Genomic DNA, 17,967 nt, shown 5'->3' with positions numbered 1-17,967 from the left:
TATCAGGGCATTGCGGGACGGGCCAGGGGATTTCGACTTGAGGGCCGCGCGGTGGCTTTCGGTGAAGTTCACTGTGAGTTGAGCCTCGGACGGGGGACAAGTGGGACCTCCCGTGCCAAGCAGCTGGTCCGATGGATAGGGTCCCGAACTAATGGCAGCAGGACGAGAGCGGCGCGCAGAAGCCGAGACGTTCACGGCCCGGTTGAAGATGCAGTGGCACCGGGTCCGCGTCGGCCTGCGCAGAAGCGCCGTCGACTACTTCCGCGGCGACGGCTCGGACTGGGTCGCCCTGGCCGGCCTGCTCCTCACCGTGCCCCTGATCGCGGCCACCACACTCGTGAACTCGGTGTGGTGTTCCCCGGCCGCGCTGGTCCTGCCGATCGTCGCGGGCGGCCTGCTGCTGCGCCCGGCGAGCCTGCTCAGCCTGTACGCGGCCGCGGCGACCGCGCTGATCGTGGAGTCGGTGCGGCTGGGCCCGTACACGGAGGGCCCCTCCCGCGTCACCCCGGGCATCGTCCTCGTGGTCGCCGCCTGCGGTTTCTTCGGCCTGCTGATCGCGCAGTTCCGCAGCCGGGTGGGCGTCCCCTGGCGACGCGGCGGCACGATGCTCTTCGACCTGCGCGAACGCATCCGGGTACAGAGCAAGCTGCCGCAGCTGCCGCAGGTCTGGCACCGCGAGATGGCGTTGCGCCCGGCGGGCGGTCAGTCGTTCTCCGGTGACTTCGTCGTCGCGGCACGAACCAACGGCGGCCGCACCCTGGAGGTCGTCCTGACGGACGTGTCCGGCAAGGGCATGGACGCCGCGTCGAGGGCCCTGCTGCTGTCGGGCGCGTTCGGCGGTCTGCTGGGCAGCCTGCCCCCGCACGCCTTCCTGCCCGCGGCGAACGGCTATCTCCTCCGCCAGGACTGGGACGAGGGCTTCGCCACCTCCATCCACCTGGTCCTCGATCTGGACTCGGGCGACTACGAGTTGTACTCCGCCGGACACCCGCCGGGCCTCCAGCTCAGCGCCGGCAGCGGCCGCTGGGAGGAGAAGGCCGCCGAGGGCCCGCTCCTTGGTGTGTACGACGGCGCCCAGTTCGACCCCGTGAAGGGCTCACTCCGCCCCGGGGACGTGTTGATGCTGTTCACAGACGGTCTGGTGGAAACGTCCGAGCGCGACATAGTGGAGGGCATCGACCGCCTCACCGGCGAGGCCGACCGCTATGTCGCCGGCGGCTTCCACGGAGCGGCCTGGCACCTGATCGAAGCGGTGGCGAAGGACGTCAACGACGACCGGGCCCTGCTCCTGATCTGCCGAGAGGGCCCGACGGCGGCAGCCATGCGCTGACCCGGCCCGACCCCGCACTCGGAGAACAGAGCCTCGCACCCCGTCCGGCGGCGACACCCGCCCCGACCTGCGGTTCGGCCGACATGGTGGGGTTTTCCTCAGGTCAGGTCCGGCGGTCGCCCTCATGGTGGGCGCTCGCCCCCGGTCCGTACGTTCGAGACATCACCACCGTGATGCTCCGCATACGACCGACCGGAGGACCCCCGCATGGCAGGCGACTGGGCCGTAGAACTGCACGGAGTGACCCGGCGTTACGGCCGCGGCCGCGGCGCCGTCCACGCCCTGCGCGGCATCGACCTCACCCTCCCGCACGGCAGCTTCACCGCCGTGATGGGCCCCTCGGGCTCCGGCAAGTCCACGTTCCTCCAGTGCGCGGCGGGCCTCGACCGCGCCACCGCCGGCACCGTCCGTCTCGGCGGCACCCAGATCACCGGCCTGCGCGAGAACAAGCTCACCGCACTGCGCCGCACCCGCCTCGGCTTCGTCTTCCAGGCCTTCAACCTGCTCCCTTCCCTGACGGTCGAGCAGAACGTCGTCCTGCCGATGCGGCTGGCCGGCCACCGACCCGACCGCGGCCGGGCCCGCGAGGTGCTCGCCCAGGTCGGTCTCGCCGACAAGGCCCGCCGCCGCCCCGGCCAGCTCTCCGGCGGACAGCAGCAGCGCGTCGCGATCGCCCGCGCCCTCGTCACCCGCCCCGACGTGATCTTCGCGGACGAGCCGACCGGCGCCCTGGACACGACGACGGCCGCCGAGATCCTCGCCCTGCTCAGGCAGGCCGTGGACACCCAGGGCGCCACCGTCGTCATGGTCACCCACGACCCGTCGGCCGCCACCTGGGCGGACCGTGTCCTGTTCCTGGCCGACGGCGAGATCGTCGACCACCTCGACCGCGCCCCCACGGACCGGATCGCCGCCCGCATGACGGCCCTCACGGTCCCGGCGTCCTACGAGCGAACGGCGGCGTGATGTTCGTACCCAACGGCCTCGCCCGTGTCGCCGTCCGGTTCCGCCCCGCCGCGTTCGTCGGCACCCTGGTCGCGCTCGTGCTGGCCGCGGCGATCGTCTCGGCCTGCGGCATCCTCCTGGAGACCGGCGCTCGAGCCACCGTCCCGCCCCAGCGCTACGCGGGCGCCCCCGTGGTGGCGGCCGCCGATCAGCGGGCCCACTACGGCCACGGAGACAACGCGGACAGCGAGCCGGTCCCGGACCGCGCCCGTCTCGACGTCTCCCTGGTGACGAAGGCCGCCTCGGCCCCCGGAGCCCGCACGGCCGTCGCCGACGTGACCTTCCCGGTCCGGGAACAGCGTGGCTCCCGTACCGCCCACAACTGGTCCTCCACCGTCTTCACCGGCGAACACCTCACCGAGGGGCGCGCTCCGCACCCCGGTGAAGTGGCCCTCGCCCAGGGCACGGTGGGCGACCGCGTCACCCTCACCACACCCGAGGGCACCCGCGCCTACCGCGTCTCCGGCATCACCGGCGGCACCAACGGCGGCACCGGCACCGGCCAGGGCACCGTCTGGTTCGCCGACTCCGAGGCCGTACGGGTCTCCGGCCACCCCGGCCGCGTGGACGCCGTCGTCGTACTGCCCAGGCCCGGGGTGACCACCCGGGCGCTCGCCGCCCAGGTCGCCCACGTCCTTGGCGACCGCGCCGAGATCCACACCGGCGACGACCGCGGCACCGTGGCCGACCCGACCCTCGCCGAGGCCCGGGAGACCCTCATGGGAATCGGCGGCTCCTTCGGCGGCGTCGCGACCACGGTCGCCATGTTCACCGCGGCCGGCACGGTCGCCCTCGCCGTAGGCCAGCGCGCCCGCGAGTTCGCGCTGCTGCGCGCCGTCGGGGCCACCCCGCGCCAGATCCGCCGCACGATCGCCACCGAGACCTTCCTGATCGCCCCGCTCGCGGGCGCGGCCGGCTGTCTGCCCGGAATCGCCCTGGCCGACTGGTGGTTCGGGCAGCTGCGGGACAAGGGCGCGGTTCCCGCTGCCGTCGAACTGTCCGTCTCCTGGATCCCGTTGGTCTCCGCCGTCGGCGCCGTCCTCGTCACCGCCCTCCTGGCCGGGTACACCGCCGCCCACCGCAGCTCCCGCGTCAAGCCGGGGCAGGCGCTGGGCGAGGCGGCCGTGGAGCGGCTGCGCGTGGGCTGGATCCGGGTGCCGCTCGGGGTCGCCGCCGCGGTCGGCGGATTCGTCTGCGCGGGCCTGGCCGCCTCGCAGACCGGTGAGGACGCGGCCAACGCGGCGCTCGGCATCGTGATGCTGTTCATGCTGGCGGTGGCCCTGCTCGGCCCGCTGGTCGCGCGCGTCTGCGCCGCCCTGTTCGGGCTCCCGCTGCGCGGCGCGGGCGCCCCCGCCTCCCTCGCCGCCGCCAACTCCCGTACGAACGCCCGCCGACTGGCCTCCGCGATCACCCCGATCGTCCTCGCCGTGGCGTTCTCCTCGGTGCTGGTCTTCATGCACACCAGCGAGGAGCGGGTCACCGCACGGCAGCAGGACGCGGGCATCATCGCCGACCACATCGTCACCGCGGACCCGGGCCTGACCCCGGACGCCGTACGACAGGCCGGCAGCGCCCCCGAAGTCACCGCCGCCGTCGGCCTGTTGAAGACCTCGGTGCTCGTCCCCGCCTCGGGTGGCGTGATCACGCAGGTGTCCGCCCAGGGCGTCACGGGATCCGCCCGCGACCTGGCCGCCGTACAGGATCTGGACGTGCGCCATGGCCAACTGTCCCTGAAGCGGGGCGAGATCGCCGTCGACGCCTCCGTCGCCGACAACGCGAACGTCGACGTCGGCGACCGGATCCCGCTGCGCCTGCCCGACGGCACCAGGGCCGAGCCGCGGATCGTGGCGACGTACGGACGCGGTATGGGTCTGTCCCAGGTCACGATGAACCGCGCCGACCTCGCCGTCCACGTCACCTCCGCCTACGACAGCGAGCTGTGGACCAAGGGCGGTACGGCGGCCGGTCTGGGCGCCCTCGGCACGGTCCTGGACCGCGCCGACTACACCACCGCCCAGTCGGGGGACCGGGAGCTCAATGCCTGGGCGAACACGGTCATGGCGGCCGTCCTCGGCGGTTTCGCGGCCGTCGCCGCCGTCAACACCCTGGTGATGACCGTCCTCGACCGCCGCGGCGAACTCGGCACGCTCCGCCTGATCGGCTCCACCCGCCGGCAGGTGCTGCGGATGGTCCGCTGGGAGGCCCTCCTGGTCGCCCTCGCCGGCATCGCCCTCGGCACGGCGATCGCCCTGGCCACACTGATCCCGATGATGAAGGGGCTGACGGGGCAGGGACCGTACATCCCGCCCCTGGTGTACGGCGCCTTCGCCGGCGCGATCGTCGTCCTCGGCGTGACGGCGGCCACCCTCCCGGCCCGCGCGGCGCTGCGGGCCGACACACTGGACGAGTGACGGACACTCCGCGGCCGCTGACTCTGGCCGAAGTCGAGGCCATCGCCCGCGCCGCCCACGCCGGGCAGACCGACAAGGCCGGGCGCCCCTACGCCGAACACCTCCGGGCCGTGGCGGAAGGGGTCCGCGCGCGGGGCGGCGACGAGGAACAGATCGCGGCGGCCTGGCTGCACGACAGCGTCGAGGACGATGCGCTCTCCGAGCGGTGGCTGGAGGAGGCCGCCCTGAGCCGCCGTACGAAGGACGTCGTGCGCGCGGTCACCAAGCGGGCCGGGGAGCCGCCCGAGGCGTACGCGCGGCGCGTTCTCGCCACCCCGGGCGCCCTGTTGGTGAAGGAGGCGGACCTGGCGCACAACGCGGACCCGGCGCGCCTCGCGGTGCTGGACGAGCCCACCCGCACACGCCTGACCGAGAAGTACACGCGGATGCGTGCGCTTCTCGGTCTGGTCGCTGACAGCGGTGAGCCGGGCCGTTGACGAGGGTCCGGCATGGGACGAGGGGCCGGTACTAGGCGCTGACCTTCTCGCGCTCGCGTGCGCCCGACTCGGTCGTCTTGCCGTTCTTCTCCCGCCCGCGCGCCACTTCGGCCGCGTCCCGCTTGAAGGCCCACTCCATCGAGGGTTCCATCGCGAACCGGAAGACCCGGCGCACCGGCGCGGTGCACAGCACGGTCACGACGGCGGCCGCGAGGACACTCACGGAGATCTCGCCCAGCGGCCGCTGCAGCCAGGCGTGGTCGAACCAGCCCGCGAAGTCGGCGCCCTTGATCAGGAAGCCGTGCAGCAGGTAGCCGTACAGCGTGCCCGCGCCGAGCGACGTGAACCACATCCGGCGGCCCGGCACCCAGGAGAAGAAGCAGGCGGTCAGCAGCATCGAGCAGCCGAACAGCGCGAGGACCATGACCGGTCCGGACCACCAGGGCGCGGCCAACTCCTGCACGGCGTCACGGTGGTAGAACCACGACGTGTTCATACGGGGCACGGCCCACCAGCCGACCGCCAGCGCGGCCGCGAACACCGGCACCGACGCGATCCGCATGGAACGCCGGCGCACCAGCCGGAAGTGCTCGGGCTTCATGCACAGGCCGACCACGAAGTACGGCAGGAACTGCAGCACCCGCTGCAGGTCCAGGTCGTCGCCGATCTCGGGCGAGACGGACGCCAGCATGGCGATGCCGAGGGCGAGCGGCAGCGGCCACCGCACCAGCTTCCAGATGGGCGTGGTCATCCGCCAGACGAACAGCGCGCACAGGAACCAGGTCAGGTACCAGGGATCCAGCAGGCTGATCTCCTGCCCCGGCGAGTGATCGAGGTAGCGCTTGAAGAGGGAGTAGGCCGTCTCGAAGACGACGTACGGCACGACCACGCCGGTGATCAGTCGCTTGAGCCGGTCGGCGCGCATGTCGAAGCTGCGCGAGAAGAACCCGGAGATGATGATGAACGCCGGCATGTGGAAGGAGTACACGACCGTGTACAGGCCCTCCAGGATCCGGCTGTCACCCTTGATGGGCTCCCAGGAATGCCCCACGGCGACCAGGACGATCGCCAGGTACTTCGCGTTGTCGAAGAACGCGTCGCGCTGTTTGTCGCCGGGCTTGGCGCCGGCGGCGGCCCGGTGCGAGGCCGGTGCGCCGCGCTGGTTCTGCGGCGGGCGCGGACTCGGCACTCCGTTCGCCGACGACTGTGCCGGGGGGAGTGGCGATCGATTCTGGCCCTGCGGTCGCAGCGGGTTCGTCACAGGGACCTCGCTGTGGGGGCGGGGGACGAGGCGGCGTGGAACATCTGAGGCACCCTAGCCGTGGCTGCGTGTATTCGTAAAATTCCCGACGTCATTCCTGGTTAATGGCTTCGTCTACTCGCGTTTTCGTGAAGTTGACATTTTTGCTCCACGTGAGGATCGACACACGTCGGCTATTCGGCCAGGGCGTCATGGTGCCTCACTTGTCACGATTCATCCATACTAAATGGTGCATTATCGTCATGCCGTGCAGGTCGCCAGGGCCCCCTGTGGCTCAAATTCGAATCAACTGCGAACACGTTGTGTGGACACGGAAACGATCCAGCTGAATAACCCCTACGGAGGCCCCGTCGAATTGCTGTACGAGGACCCCTGTGGAGGCCCGGACGCGGCCGCGAGCGCGTGGAGATCCGGAGCGGCCATGGCCAACGTTGGGTCACGCGCCGCATATGCGGGCCCCGTTGGTGGCACGATGGTTCTGGCGGGGGTGCGCGGGGCTGCATCCCCGGGCCGGGAGAGCGGACCGACCGAGGGTGTGATCAGTTGTGGCCATTTCGCTGTCAGTGGTGCTGCTGTTGGCGATCGTCTTGGTGGTGTTGATCAGGGGAGGCTCAATCAAGGCCGGCCCCGCCATAGTCGCTGTGCTCTTCGGTTTCTTCCTCGCCTCGACCGGCATGGCCGACGACATCCAGCGGTTCCTGAACTCGATAGCGGAGACCATCAACTCGATCCAGTTCTAGCCGTGGCCGTCATGGTCCGCCGCCGAACAGTGCTCGAACAGTGGACGCCGCAGACCCTGCACCCCAGGACACGCCAAAGGCCTCCGGCCCGCCCCTCGCAAGGAACGGGCCGGAGGCCGGTGTAGGTCGCGCTGCCTCGTCGCAGGAGCACGAAGATCGTGGATAAACCCGTCGGAAACGACAAGAGCCAGGCCGAGGAATGATCCTCTGACCTGGCCCTTAGCCGTATGGAGCGGGCGACGGGAATCGAACCCGCGTAGCTAGTTTGGAAGACTAGGGCTCTACCATTGAGCTACGCCCGCGCAGCGCACCGCAGGTCGGTGACCGCGGCACAGAGGCATCGTAGCGGGTCGTCCCCGCTTGCCGCACACCCTGTCAATGCGGCGGCCACGCTGCCTGCGGGCATGTACCCTACGTGTCGCACCAGCACGGGGTGTGGCGCAGCTTGGTAGCGCGTCCGCTTTGGGAGCGGAAGGCCGTGGGTTCAAATCCCGCCACCCCGACCACTGATCGGCCGTCCCCGGCCGTCGTCGGCCACTCGCGCGGTCACTTCCGGTGATCGCGTTCCGTGATCGCCTTTGGGGCCGTGTCGCCGCTGCCGTTACTATGCAAGCTGCTGCCCGTGTGTCTCTCCTTAACGAAGTCCTCCGGGCGGCGAATCCGCCGGAGCCGTTCTGGCTCCGGCAGAACCCAAGATGTCAGCCACAAGGAGACCGAACCGTGAAGAGCGCCGTGGAGACCCTGAACCCGACTCGGGTTCGGCTCACTGTCGAGGTGCCCTTCGAGGAGCTCAAGGACAGCCTCGACGCGGCGTACAAGAAGATCAACCAGCAGGTCACGGTGAAGGGCTTCCGCAAGGGCAAGATCCCGGCCCGAGTCATCGACCAGCGGTTCGGTCGCGGCGCCGTGCTCGAGGAGGCCGTCAACGACGCGCTTCCGAAGTTCTACACCGAAGCGGTCAACGAGGCCGAGCTCAACGTACTGGGCCAGCCCGAGGTCGACATCACCGAGCTGAAGGACGGCGAGACGCTGAACTTCACCGCCGAGGTCGACGTCCGTCCGGCCCTGGAGATCCCGGACTACTCCGGTATCGAGGTCGAGGTCGACGCCGTCGAGGTCAGCGACGAGGACGTCGACAAGGCCGTCTCCGAGCTGCGTGAGCGCTTCGCGTCGACCTCCCCGGTCGAGCGTGCGGCCGAGGACGGCGACGTCGTCACCCTCGACCTCGAGGCCAAGGTCGACGGCGAGGTGCTGGAGGACGGCGTCGCGAGCGGCGTGTCCTACACCATCGGCTCCGGCGAGCTGTTGGACGGCATCGACGACGCCGTGAAGGGCCTGGAGGCCGGTGGCGAGACCACCTTCGCCTCCGAGCTCAAGGGCGGCTCGGCGGCCGGCAAGGAGGCCGAGGTCACCGTCAAGGTCACCCAGGTCGCCGCGCGTGAACTGCCGGAGCTGGACGACGAGTTCGCGCAGCTCGCCTCCGAGTTCGACACCCTCGAAGAGGTCAAGGCGGACAGCCGCAAGCGCCTCGAGAACACCAAGCAGTACGACCAGGCCACGCAGGCCCAGGAGCGCGTCCTGGAGAAGCTGCTGGAACTCGTCGAGGTGCCCGTCCCCGACAAGCTGCTCGAGGACGAGGTCAACACCCGCAAGCACAACCTCGAGCACCACCAGCTCGGCCAGATGGGCCTCGACCTCGACAAGTACCTGGAGATCCAGGGCAAGAGCGCCGAGGAGTTCGAGACCGAGACCCGCGAGGCCGCGGTCAAGGGCATCAAGACCCAGTTCGTCCTCGACGAGCTCGTCAAGCAGGAGAAGCTCAACGTCAGCCAGGAGGAGCTCACCGAGCACCTCATGCGGCGCGCGGCCTCCTCCGGCATGTCCCCCGACCAGTTCGCCCAGGCGGTCGTCGAGGGTGGTCAGGTCCCGATGCTGGTCGGCGAGGTCGCCCGCGGCAAGGCCCTGGCCGCCGTGGTCGAGAAGGCCACGGTCAAGGACACCAACGGCGAGGTCATCGACCTGGACGACGAGGAGGAGGAGACGGAGGCCGCCGAGGCCGCCGCCGACTCCACCGAGGACGCCCCGGCCGAGGAGAAGGCTGAGGAGAAGACCGAGGGCTGAGCCCACGGCGCCTCGTAGGTCGTACGGAGGGCCCCGGGGTCGCATGACCCCGGGGCCCTCCTGCCGTACGGCCGGGCAGCCCGCCCAGGGGCGTGGGGAGCCGCGCGACCGGCTCCCCACGACCCGCGGCCGCCCTCGAACCGAAGCTCCACGCCGCTACGCCCCCGGCGAACACCAGCCTCCGCGGGATTCCCCGAAGGGACCCGCGCGTTAGGGTCCATGAATAGGAGGGCAGTGGAGTCCCCGAACGGCTCCAGCCCCGCAGGGAAACGTGAGACGGCCCGGCGCCGTCGTAAGACGAGCAGGTGGATACGTGACGAATCTGATGCCCTCAGCCGCCGGCGAGCCTTCCATCGGTGGTGGCCTCGGCGACCAGGTCTACAACCGGCTGCTCAACGAGCGGATCATCTTCCTCGGCCAGCCGGTCGACGATGACATCGCAAACAAGATCACCGCGCAGTTGCTGCTCCTTGCCGCGGCCGATCCCGACAAGGACATCAACCTCTACATCAACAGCCCGGGCGGTTCGATCACGGCCGGCATGGCGATCTACGACACGATGCAGTTCATCAAGAACGACGTGATGACCATCGCGATGGGCCTCGCCGCCTCCATGGGGCAGTTCCTGCTCAGTGCGGGCACCCCCGGAAAGCGCTTCGCGCTGCCGAATGCCGAGATCCTGATCCACCAGCCCTCCGCCGGTCTCGCGGGTTCCGCGTCGGACATCAAGATCCACGCCGAGCGGCTGCTGCACACCAAGAAGCGCATGGCCGAGCTCACGTCCCAGCACACGGGTCAGACCGTCGAGCAGGTCACCCGTGACTCGGACCGCGACCGCTGGTTCGACCCCGAGGAGGCCAAGCAGTACGGCCTCATCGACGACGTCATCACCACGGCTGCCGGCATCCCGGGCGGCGGCGGCACCGGGGCCTGACCGCCCCCTGGGGCCTGAACGGCCCCAGCAAGCCCCCAGCCGACCGCCTCAGCCCCTAGGAGACAGATAGTGAACGACATCCCCGGAAGCAGCCTGTACGACCGCACGCGCGCCGAGTACACGGGTCCCGCGGCCGAGTCCCGCTACGTGATCCCCCGGTTCGTCGAGCGCACCTCGCAGGGCGTCCGCGAGTACGACCCGTACGCGAAGCTCTTCGAGGAGCGGGTGATCTTCCTCGGCGTCCAGATCGACGACGCCTCCGCCAACGACGTCATGGCGCAGTTGCTGTGCCTGGAGTCGATGGACCCCGACCGGGACATCTCGGTCTACATCAACAGCCCCGGTGGCTCTTTCACCGCGCTGACTGCGATTTACGACACGATGCAGTTCGTGAAGCCGGACATCCAGACGGTCTGCATGGGCCAGGCCGCCTCGGCCGCCGCCATCCTGCTGGCCGCCGGTACGCCCGGCAAGCGCATGGCGCTGCCGAACGCCCGGGTGCTGATCCACCAGCCGTACAGCGAGACGGGTCGGGGCCAGGTCTCCGACCTCGAAATCGCGGCGAACGAGATCCTGCGGATGCGTGCCCAGCTGGAAGACCTGCTGGCCAAGCACTCCACCACGGCGATCGAGAAGATCCGTGAGGACATCGAGCGCGACAAGATCCTCACGGCCGACGACGCCCTGGAGTACGGCCTGATCGACCAGATCATCTCCACCCGCAAGATGAACAACGCGTCCGTGCGCTGACACGGAAGCTGTAACGTCTGCCGCCCCTTGGCACGGTTTGACACGCTGCACGTCAAAGTGAACCGCGCCAAGGGGGGCCCGAACGGGGGGCTCGGCAAGGTACCGTCGGACATAAGGCAGCACCAGGAGCCGCTGGACCTAGGCGTCTCCCAGGCGAAGGGGAAGCACACCGTGGCACGCATCGGTGACGGCGGCGATCTGCTCAAGTGCTCGTTCTGCGGCAAGAGCCAGAAGCAGGTCAAGAAGCTCATCGCAGGGCCCGGTGTGTACATCTGCGACGAGTGCATCGACCTCTGCAACGAGATCATCGAAGAAGAACTCGCGGAGACGAGCGAGGTCCGCTGGGAGGAACTCCCGAAGCCCCGCGAGATCTACGAGTTCCTCGAGGGGTACGTGGTCGGCCAGGAGTCGGCCAAGAAGGCGCTCTCGGTAGCGGTGTACAACCACTACAAGCGGGTCCAGGCCGGTGAGAACGGCGGCGCCCAAGGCCGCGACGACGCCATCGAGTTGGCGAAGTCCAACATCCTCCTGCTGGGCCCCACGGGCTCCGGCAAGACCCTGCTGGCCCAGACCCTGGCCCGGATGCTCAACGTCCCGTTCGCCATCGCCGACGCGACGGCGCTGACGGAGGCCGGCTATGTCGGCGAGGACGTCGAGAACATCCTCCTCAAGCTGATCCAGGCGGCGGACTACGACGTCAAGAAGGCCGAGACCGGGATCATCTACATCGACGAGATCGACAAGGTCGCTCGGAAGAGCGAAAACCCGTCGATCACCCGCGATGTCTCGGGCGAGGGCGTCCAGCAGGCCCTGCTGAAGATCCTGGAGGGCACCACGGCCTCCGTTCCGCCGCAGGGCGGCCGCAAGCACCCGCACCAGGAGTTCATCCAGATCGACACGACGAACGTGCTGTTCATCGTGGGCGGCGCCTTCTCGGGCCTGGAGAAGCTCATCGAGTCCCGGGCCGGCGCGAAGGGCATCGGCTTCGGCGCGACGATCCGCTCCAAGCGGGAGCTGGAGGCCAAGGACCAGTTCGAGGACGTCATGCCCGAGGACCTGGTCAAGTTCGGCATGATCCCCGAGTTCATCGGCCGGCTGCCCGTCATCACCTCGGTCCACAACCTGGACCGCGAGGCCCTGCTCCAGATCCTGGTCGAGCCGCGCAACGCGCTCGTCAAGCAGTACGAGCGGCTCTTCGAACTCGACGGTGTGGAGCTGGACTTCGAGCGCGAGGCGCTGGAAGCCATCGCCGACCAGGCGATCCTCCGCCAGACCGGCGCGCGCGGCCTGCGCGCCATCATGGAAGAGGTCCTCCAGGGCGTCATGTACGAGGTCCCGTCCCGCAAGGACGTGGCCCGCGTGGTCATCACCGCCGACGTGGTCCTCTCCAACGTCAACCCGACGCTGATCCCGCGGGATTCGCGTGGGCGGGGTCCGGGGGAGCAGAAGACGGCGTAACCGGTTCCGGTAGGCAGCAGACGTGAAGAGGGCCCCGCGCACGCGGGGCCCTCTTCACATGCTGGGAGCAGATCAGCTCTTCACGCGGACTTCCTTACGGACATCGGCCGCGATCTGGGCCGACTCGTCCAGGGAGTACGTCTTGGTGCTGGTGTTCGGCTGGACCACGCCCATCGTGCTGTAGTCCGACCAGATGCACAGGTACACCGTCTGGCTCTTCCCCGTGACGATGCTCTTGCCCTCGGCCTTCTGGCACTTCATCACGGCCCCGTCGAGGCCGTCGGGCGAGACGGACTCGGCGCCGCCGACCAGCTTGGCGTCGCTGTCCGAGCCGGCGTCCTTCTTCATCTCCGCGAAGGTTCCGTCCAGGGCCTTCTGGGGGTCCGACACCTTGCCGTAGAAGCCGGAGAAGGCGACGTTCTCGGCGGTCTTGGCCTTCGCCATCGCGCTCGGGTCACTGGTGTCGAGCGACGCCAGGTCCACGGTCGAATAGGTGGCCGAGACCTGTGTGGCGCCCGACACCCCGACCGCGGCGAGATCCTTCGCGTCGCTCGAACCCACCTTCTGCTCCTGGGCCTTGCCCGCACGCGTGTACTTCTCGGACAGCAGCTTCGACGGCGCGCTGAGCTTGTGCGGCCCGTCGTCCTCGAGGCCGCCCCCGCTCCCGCCGATCACGAAGTACGCCCCCACGCCGACCGCGGCCACGACCGCCACGGCGCCGATGATGAGCCCCGTCTTCTTCTTGCCGCCCCCGGGCGCCGGCGGCTGCGGCGCCCCGTACGGGGCCTGGCCGTACGGCGGCTGCTGACCGTACTGCGGCTGCTGACCGTAGGGGGCCTGCTGGCCGTACGGCTGCTGCTGGGGCGGAGCGCCCTGCGGAGGCTGCTGCGGGTAGCCGTAGCCGGGCTGGGCCGGGGGAGGCTGCTGGGGGTATCCGTAGCCGGGCTGCGGGGCCTGCGGCGGCTGGCCGTACGGACCCGGCTGACCGTACGGTCCGGGCTGCTGGGGCTGCCCACCGTACGGGCCCGGCTGGTTGTGACTCATTTCTGGGTTCCCCTCCAGATGCTTATGTGTTCCCGACATCCTGGCGCAGGGGGCGTGCGCGAACGGCATCGGGGCTCCCACCGTTACAGAACAAACGTGTTTCGGGACTGCCGGGTGACACCCCTAAACTGAGCCCGTGACCGAGAACGCTCAGCAGCAGCCACCAGCGCCCGACACCGAACTGCCGACCCAGTACGCGCCGGCCGACGTAGAGGGGCCGCTGTACGAGCGCTGGGTAGAGCGGGGTTACTTCGAGGCCGACGCGAAGAGCGACAAGCCTCCGTACACGATCGTCATTCCGCCGCCGAACGTCACGGGCTCGCTCCACCTCGGGCACGCCTTCGAGCACACCCTCATCGACGCCCTCACCCGCCGCAAGCGGATGCAGGGTTACGAGACCTTGTGGCAACCCGGCATGGACCATGCGGGGATCGCGACCCAGAACGTCGTCGAGCGTGAGCTCGGCAGGGAGGGGAAGTCGCGGCACGACCTCGGCCGGGAGGCGTTCGTCGAGCGCGTCTGGCAGTGGAAGGCCGAGTCAGGTGGGCAGATCAGCGGTCAGATGCGCCGCCTGGGAGACGGCGTCGCGTGGTCGCGTGAGCGGTTCACCATGGACGAGGGTCTCTCCCAGGCCGTCCAGACCATCTTCAAGCGGCTCTTCGACGAAGAGCTGATCTACCGCGCCGAGCGCATCATCAACTGGTGCCCCCGCTGTCTGACCGCCATCTCGGACATCGAGGTGGAGTACCAGGACGACGACGGTGAGCTCGTCTCCATGAAATACGGCGACGGGGACGAGACGATCGTCGTCGCGACCACCCGCGCCGAGACCATGCTCGGTGACACGGCCGTCGCCGTCCACCCCGAGGACGAGCGGTACAAGCACCTGGTCGGCAAGCTCATCAAGCTGCCGCTGACCGAGCGTTCCATCCCGGTCGTCGCCGACACGCACGTCGACCCCGAGTTCGGCACGGGTGCCGTCAAGGTCACCCCGGCCCACGACCCGAACGACTTCGAGATCGGCCGGCGCCACGACCTGCCGGCCGTCACGATCATGGACGAGCACGCCGTGATCACCGCCCACGGCCCCTTCCAGGGCCTGGACCGGCTGGAGGCCCGCTCCGCGATCGTCGCCGCACTGCGCGCCGAGGGCCGGATCGTCGCCGAGAAGCGGCCGTACGTCCACTCGGTCGGCCACTGCTCGCGCTGCAAGACGACCGTCGAGCCGCGTCTGTCCATGCAGTGGTGGGTCAAGGTCGGCCCGCTGGCGAAGGCGGCCGGCGACGCGGTCCGCGACGGCAAGGTCAAGATCCATCCCCAGGAGATGGAGAAGCGGTACTTCGACTGGGTCGACAACCTCCACGACTGGTGCATCTCACGGCAGTTGTGGTGGGGGCACCGGATCCCGGTCTGGTACGGCCCGGAAGGCGAGGTCGTCTGTGTCGGCCCCGACGAGGAGGCACCCACCGGCGAGGGCTGGCGCCAGGACACCGACGTCCTGGACACCTGGTTCTCCTCCGGCCTGTGGCCGTTCTCCACGCTGGGCTGGCCCGAACAGACCGAATCGCTGGCGAAGTTCTACCCGAACTCGGTCCTTCTCACCGGCTACGACATCCTCTTCTTCTGGGTCGCCCGGATGATGATGTTCGGCCTCTACGCGATGGACGGCACCCCGCCGTTCCACACCATCGCCCTGCACGGCATGGTCCGTGACCAGAACGGCAAGAAGATGTCGAAGTCCTTCGGGAACGTCGTCAACCCGCTGGACTGGATGGACAAGTACGGCAGCGACGCCCTCCGGTTCACGCTGGCCCGTGGCGCCAACCCGGGTGTCGACGTCCCGATCGGCGAGGACTGGGTCCAGGGCTCCCGCAACTTCGCCAACAAGATCTGGAACGCCACACGCTTCGCGCTGATGAACGGCGCGACGGTGGACGGCCCGCTGCCGGAGCCGTCCGCGATGTCCGCGACGGACCGCTGGATCCTCTCCCGCCTCAACTCGGTGATCGCCGAGGTCGACGCGTTCTACGAGGACTACCAGTTCGCGAAGTTGTCGGACGCGCTGTTCCACTTCGCGTGGGACGAGGTCTTCGACTGGTACGTCGAGTTGTCGAAGACCACGTTCCAGGCGGGCGGCCCGGCCGCCGAGGCCTCGAAGCGCGTCCTCGGCGAGGTCCTGGACGTGACCCTGCGTCTCCTCCACCCGATCGTCCCCTTCGTCACGGAGACCCTGTGGACCACGCTGACCGGCGGCGAGTCCCTCGTCATCGCCGAGTGGCCCGCGGACAGCGGCTTCCGTGACCCGGGTGCCGAGAAGGAGATCGAGACGCTCCAGTCGGTCATCACCGAGGTCCGTCGCTTCCGTGCCGACCAGGGCCTGCAGCCGGGCCAGCGCGTCCCGGCCCGCCTGTCGCTGGACGGCACGGCGCTCTCCCCGCACGAGGCGGCCATCCGTCAGCTCCTGCGGCTCCAGCCGGAGGGCGACGCGTTCACCGCCACGGCGACCCTGCCGGTCTCGGGGGCCGAGGTGGCCCTCGACCTGTCCGGCACGATCGATATCGCGGCCGAGCGCAAGCGGCTGGCCAAGGATCTCGCCGCCGCGGAGAAGGAGAAGGCCCAGGCCAACGCCAAGCTCGGCAACGAGGCGTTCCTGGCGAAGGCGCCGGACCACGTGGTGGACAAGATCCGGACGCGGCTGGCGAAGGCCGACGAGGACATCGCGCGGATCGCCGCGCAGCTGGATCGGCTGCCGCCCGCGTAGGGGTTCGTACGTTGCTGAAGGCCCCCGGGAACTTTCGTTTCCGGGGGCCTTTCCTATCCAGCCCGTCCGGCGTTTGAGGACGAGGCCCCTCGGGCCGATGGGGGTCTGGGGGCGCAGCCCCCAGGGACGGTGACCCCCGCCGAGCCGCACCCGACCCACGGCCTCCGTAGACTGGCCCCGTGAGTGACCAGCCGCATGACGACAGCTCCTTCGACGAGATCATCGAGGCCGAGACCGGCCGGGACCCGGATCTCGCGCTGATCGAGGCCGGCAGCCGTACCCTGCGCACCCAGGGCGGCCCCCCGCAGGCCGACGTGCCCGCGCGGCCCGAGGACCCGGAGGTCGACAAGGCCCTGCGCGAGGTCGAGGCGGACCTCGCCACCCGCTGGGGCGAGACCAAACTGGAGCCGTCGGTCAGCCGGATCGCCGCGCTGATGGACGTGCTGGGGGAGCCGCAGCGGGCGTACCCCTCGATCCACATCACCGGCACCAACGGCAAGACCTCCACCGCCCGCATGATCGAGGCCCTGCTCGGCGCCTTCGAACTGCGTACGGGTCGCTACACCTCCCCCCACGTGCAGTCGGTCACCGAGCGCATCAGCCTCGACGGTGCGGCGATCTCCGCCGAGCGGTTCATCGAGACGTACCAGGACATCAAGCCGTACGTCGAGATGGTCGACGCCCAGCAGGAGTACCGGCTGTCCTTCTTCGAGGTGCTCACGGGGATGGCGTACGCCGCCTTCGCGGACGCGCCCGTCGACGTGGCCGTCGTGGAAGTGGGGATGGGCGGCTCCTGGGACGCCACCAACGTGATCGACGGGGACGTCGCCGTCGTCACCCCCATCGACCTCGACCACACCGACCGGCTCGGTGAGACGCCGGGCGCGATCGCCACCGAGAAGGCCGGCATCGTCAAGCAGGACGCGACGGTCATCCTGGCGCAGCAGCCGGTCGACGCGGCCCAGGTGCTGCTGAAGAAGGCCGTCGAGGTCGACGCCACGGTCGCCCGGGAGGGGCTGGAGTTCGGCATCGTCTCGCGGCAGGTCGCCGTCGGCGGGCAGTTGATGACCCTGCGCGGGCTCGGCGGGGAGTACCACGAGGTGTACCTCCCGCTGCACGGCCCCTACCAGGCGCACAACGCGGCCGTCGCGCTCGCCGCCGTCGAGGCGTTCTTCGGCGTCGGCTCCCAGCGGCCCGAGCCGCTCGACATCGACACGGTCCGCAAGGCCTTCGCCGCGGTCTCCGCGCCGGGACGGCTGGAGGTCGTACGGCGGTCCCCGACCGTCGTCCTGGACGCCGCCCACAATCCGGCCGGCGCCCGCGCCACCACCGAGGCGGTCCAGGAGGCCTTCGACTTCAGCCGGCTGATCGGGGTGGTCGGGGCCAGCGGCGACAAGAACGTGCGCGGGCTGCTTGAGGCCTTCGAGCCGCTCTTCGCGGAGGTCGTCGTCACCCAGAACTCCAGCCACCGGGCCATGGACGCCGACGAGCTCGCCGCGATCGCCGTCGAGGTGTTCGGCGAGGAGCGCGTGCAGGTCGAGCCACGGCTGCCGGACGCTCTGGAGGCCGCGATCACGCTGTCCGAGGAGGAGGGCGAGTTCGCGGGCGGCGGTGTGCTCGTCACCGGATCCGTCATCACCGTCGGCGAGGCCCGGCTGCTGCTGGGGAAGGGCTGA

General features: G+C 69.7%; 13 protein-coding genes and 2 tRNA genes. 12 read left to right on the top strand and 3 right to left on the bottom strand.

Annotated features, from left to right (window positions below):
• Positions 1-151 precede the first annotated feature (151 nt).
• From AB0H86_RS14370 to AB0H86_RS14355, 4 genes are all read left to right on the top strand, one after another.
• Positions 152-1,330: a PP2C family protein-serine/threonine phosphatase gene (locus tag AB0H86_RS14370; protein WP_362437047.1), complete on the top strand. Its 1,179-nt coding sequence runs from the start codon at positions 152-154 to the stop codon at positions 1,328-1,330.
• Between the two features lie 207 nt (positions 1,331-1,537).
• Positions 1,538-2,296, top strand: a complete 759-nt coding sequence (locus AB0H86_RS14365; RefSeq protein WP_362437045.1) for an ABC transporter ATP-binding protein — start codon at positions 1,538-1,540, stop codon at positions 2,294-2,296.
• Positions 2,296-4,746 (top strand): FtsX-like permease family protein, encoded by a 2,451-nt coding sequence (locus tag AB0H86_RS14360; protein WP_362437043.1) that lies wholly within the window; start codon positions 2,296-2,298, stop codon positions 4,744-4,746. The genes AB0H86_RS14365 and AB0H86_RS14360 overlap by 1 nt, the downstream gene beginning before the upstream one ends.
• The gene (locus AB0H86_RS14355) at positions 4,743-5,222 is read left to right on the top strand and encodes an HD domain-containing protein (protein ID WP_362437041.1); all 480 of its coding nucleotides are present in this window, start codon (positions 4,743-4,745) and stop codon (positions 5,220-5,222) included. The genes AB0H86_RS14360 and AB0H86_RS14355 overlap by 4 nt, the downstream gene beginning before the upstream one ends.
• A gap of 31 nt (positions 5,223-5,253) precedes the next feature.
• On the opposite strand, the gene AB0H86_RS14350 is transcribed toward AB0H86_RS14355, so the two are convergent.
• A complete protein-coding gene (locus AB0H86_RS14350; RefSeq protein WP_362437039.1) occupies positions 5,254-6,483 on the bottom strand; it encodes an acyltransferase family protein in 1,230 nt (409 codons plus the stop codon).
• A gap of 545 nt (positions 6,484-7,028) precedes the next feature.
• Here AB0H86_RS14350 and AB0H86_RS14345 point away from each other — a divergent pair.
• Complete coding sequence (locus AB0H86_RS14345) at positions 7,029-7,223, top strand: hypothetical protein (RefSeq protein WP_128376689.1); 195 nt, start codon at positions 7,029-7,031, stop codon at positions 7,221-7,223.
• Positions 7,224-7,451: 228 nt separating this feature from the next.
• Here the strand turns inward: AB0H86_RS14345 and AB0H86_RS14340 are convergent.
• A tRNA-Gly gene (locus AB0H86_RS14340) sits at positions 7,452-7,525 on the bottom strand.
• Between the two features lie 127 nt (positions 7,526-7,652).
• On the opposite strand from AB0H86_RS14340, the gene AB0H86_RS14335 reads away from it, so the two are divergent.
• The 5 genes from AB0H86_RS14335 (at position 7,653) to clpX (ending at position 12,486) form a co-directional block, all read left to right on the top strand.
• Positions 7,653-7,729 (top strand) — tRNA-Pro (locus AB0H86_RS14335).
• Positions 7,730-7,943: 214 nt separating this feature from the next.
• Positions 7,944-9,344 (top strand): trigger factor, encoded by a 1,401-nt coding sequence (tig, locus tag AB0H86_RS14330; protein WP_362437037.1) that lies wholly within the window; start codon positions 7,944-7,946, stop codon positions 9,342-9,344.
• Positions 9,345-9,669: 325 nt separating this feature from the next.
• Complete coding sequence (locus AB0H86_RS14325) at positions 9,670-10,278, top strand: ATP-dependent Clp protease proteolytic subunit (protein ID WP_362437359.1); 609 nt, start codon at positions 9,670-9,672, stop codon at positions 10,276-10,278.
• Positions 10,279-10,347: 69 nt separating this feature from the next.
• Positions 10,348-11,028: an ATP-dependent Clp protease proteolytic subunit gene (locus AB0H86_RS14320; RefSeq protein WP_362437035.1), complete on the top strand. Its 681-nt coding sequence runs from the start codon at positions 10,348-10,350 to the stop codon at positions 11,026-11,028.
• Between the two features lie 171 nt (positions 11,029-11,199).
• Positions 11,200-12,486, top strand: a complete 1,287-nt coding sequence (gene clpX, locus AB0H86_RS14315; protein ID WP_356771100.1) for an ATP-dependent Clp protease ATP-binding subunit ClpX — start codon at positions 11,200-11,202, stop codon at positions 12,484-12,486.
• Between the two features lie 72 nt (positions 12,487-12,558).
• Here the strand turns inward: clpX and AB0H86_RS14310 are convergent, their stop codons facing one another.
• Positions 12,559-13,530 (bottom strand): hypothetical protein, encoded by a 972-nt coding sequence (locus AB0H86_RS14310; RefSeq protein ID WP_362437032.1) that lies wholly within the window; start codon positions 13,528-13,530, stop codon positions 12,559-12,561.
• Between the two features lie 136 nt (positions 13,531-13,666).
• Here AB0H86_RS14310 and AB0H86_RS14305 point away from each other — a divergent pair, with 136 nt between their 5' ends.
• Positions 13,667-16,291, top strand: a complete 2,625-nt coding sequence (locus AB0H86_RS14305; protein WP_362437030.1) for a valine--tRNA ligase — start codon at positions 13,667-13,669, stop codon at positions 16,289-16,291.
• A gap of 179 nt (positions 16,292-16,470) precedes the next feature.
• Entirely contained in the window at positions 16,471-17,967 is a 1,497-nt protein-coding gene (locus tag AB0H86_RS14300; RefSeq protein WP_362437028.1) for a folylpolyglutamate synthase/dihydrofolate synthase family protein, read from the top strand.

This window comes from Streptomyces sp. NPDC050997, assembly GCF_040660135.1.
Taxonomy (GTDB): Bacteria; Actinomycetota; Actinomycetes; order Streptomycetales; family Streptomycetaceae; genus Streptomyces.
The sequence above is the reverse complement of the archived record's forward strand: the minus strand, read 5'-3'. Positions and strand labels throughout refer to the sequence as shown.

Bases quoted from the DNA above. Each gene is read 5' to 3' on its own strand.
- AB0H86_RS14370 (WP_362437047.1), top strand. From the start codon at position 152: ATGGCAGCAGGACGAGAGCGGCGCGCAGAAGCCGAGACGTTCACGGCC.
- AB0H86_RS14365 (WP_362437045.1), top strand. From the start codon at position 1,538: ATGGCAGGCGACTGGGCCGTAGAACTGCACGGAGTGACCCGGCGTTAC.
- AB0H86_RS14360 (WP_362437043.1), top strand. From the start codon at position 2,296: ATGTTCGTACCCAACGGCCTCGCCCGTGTCGCCGTCCGGTTCCGCCCC.
- AB0H86_RS14325 (WP_362437359.1), top strand. From the start codon at position 9,670: ATGCCCTCAGCCGCCGGCGAGCCTTCCATCGGTGGTGGCCTCGGCGAC.
- AB0H86_RS14310 (WP_362437032.1), bottom strand. From the start codon at position 13,530: ATGAGTCACAACCAGCCGGGCCCGTACGGTGGGCAGCCCCAGCAGCCC.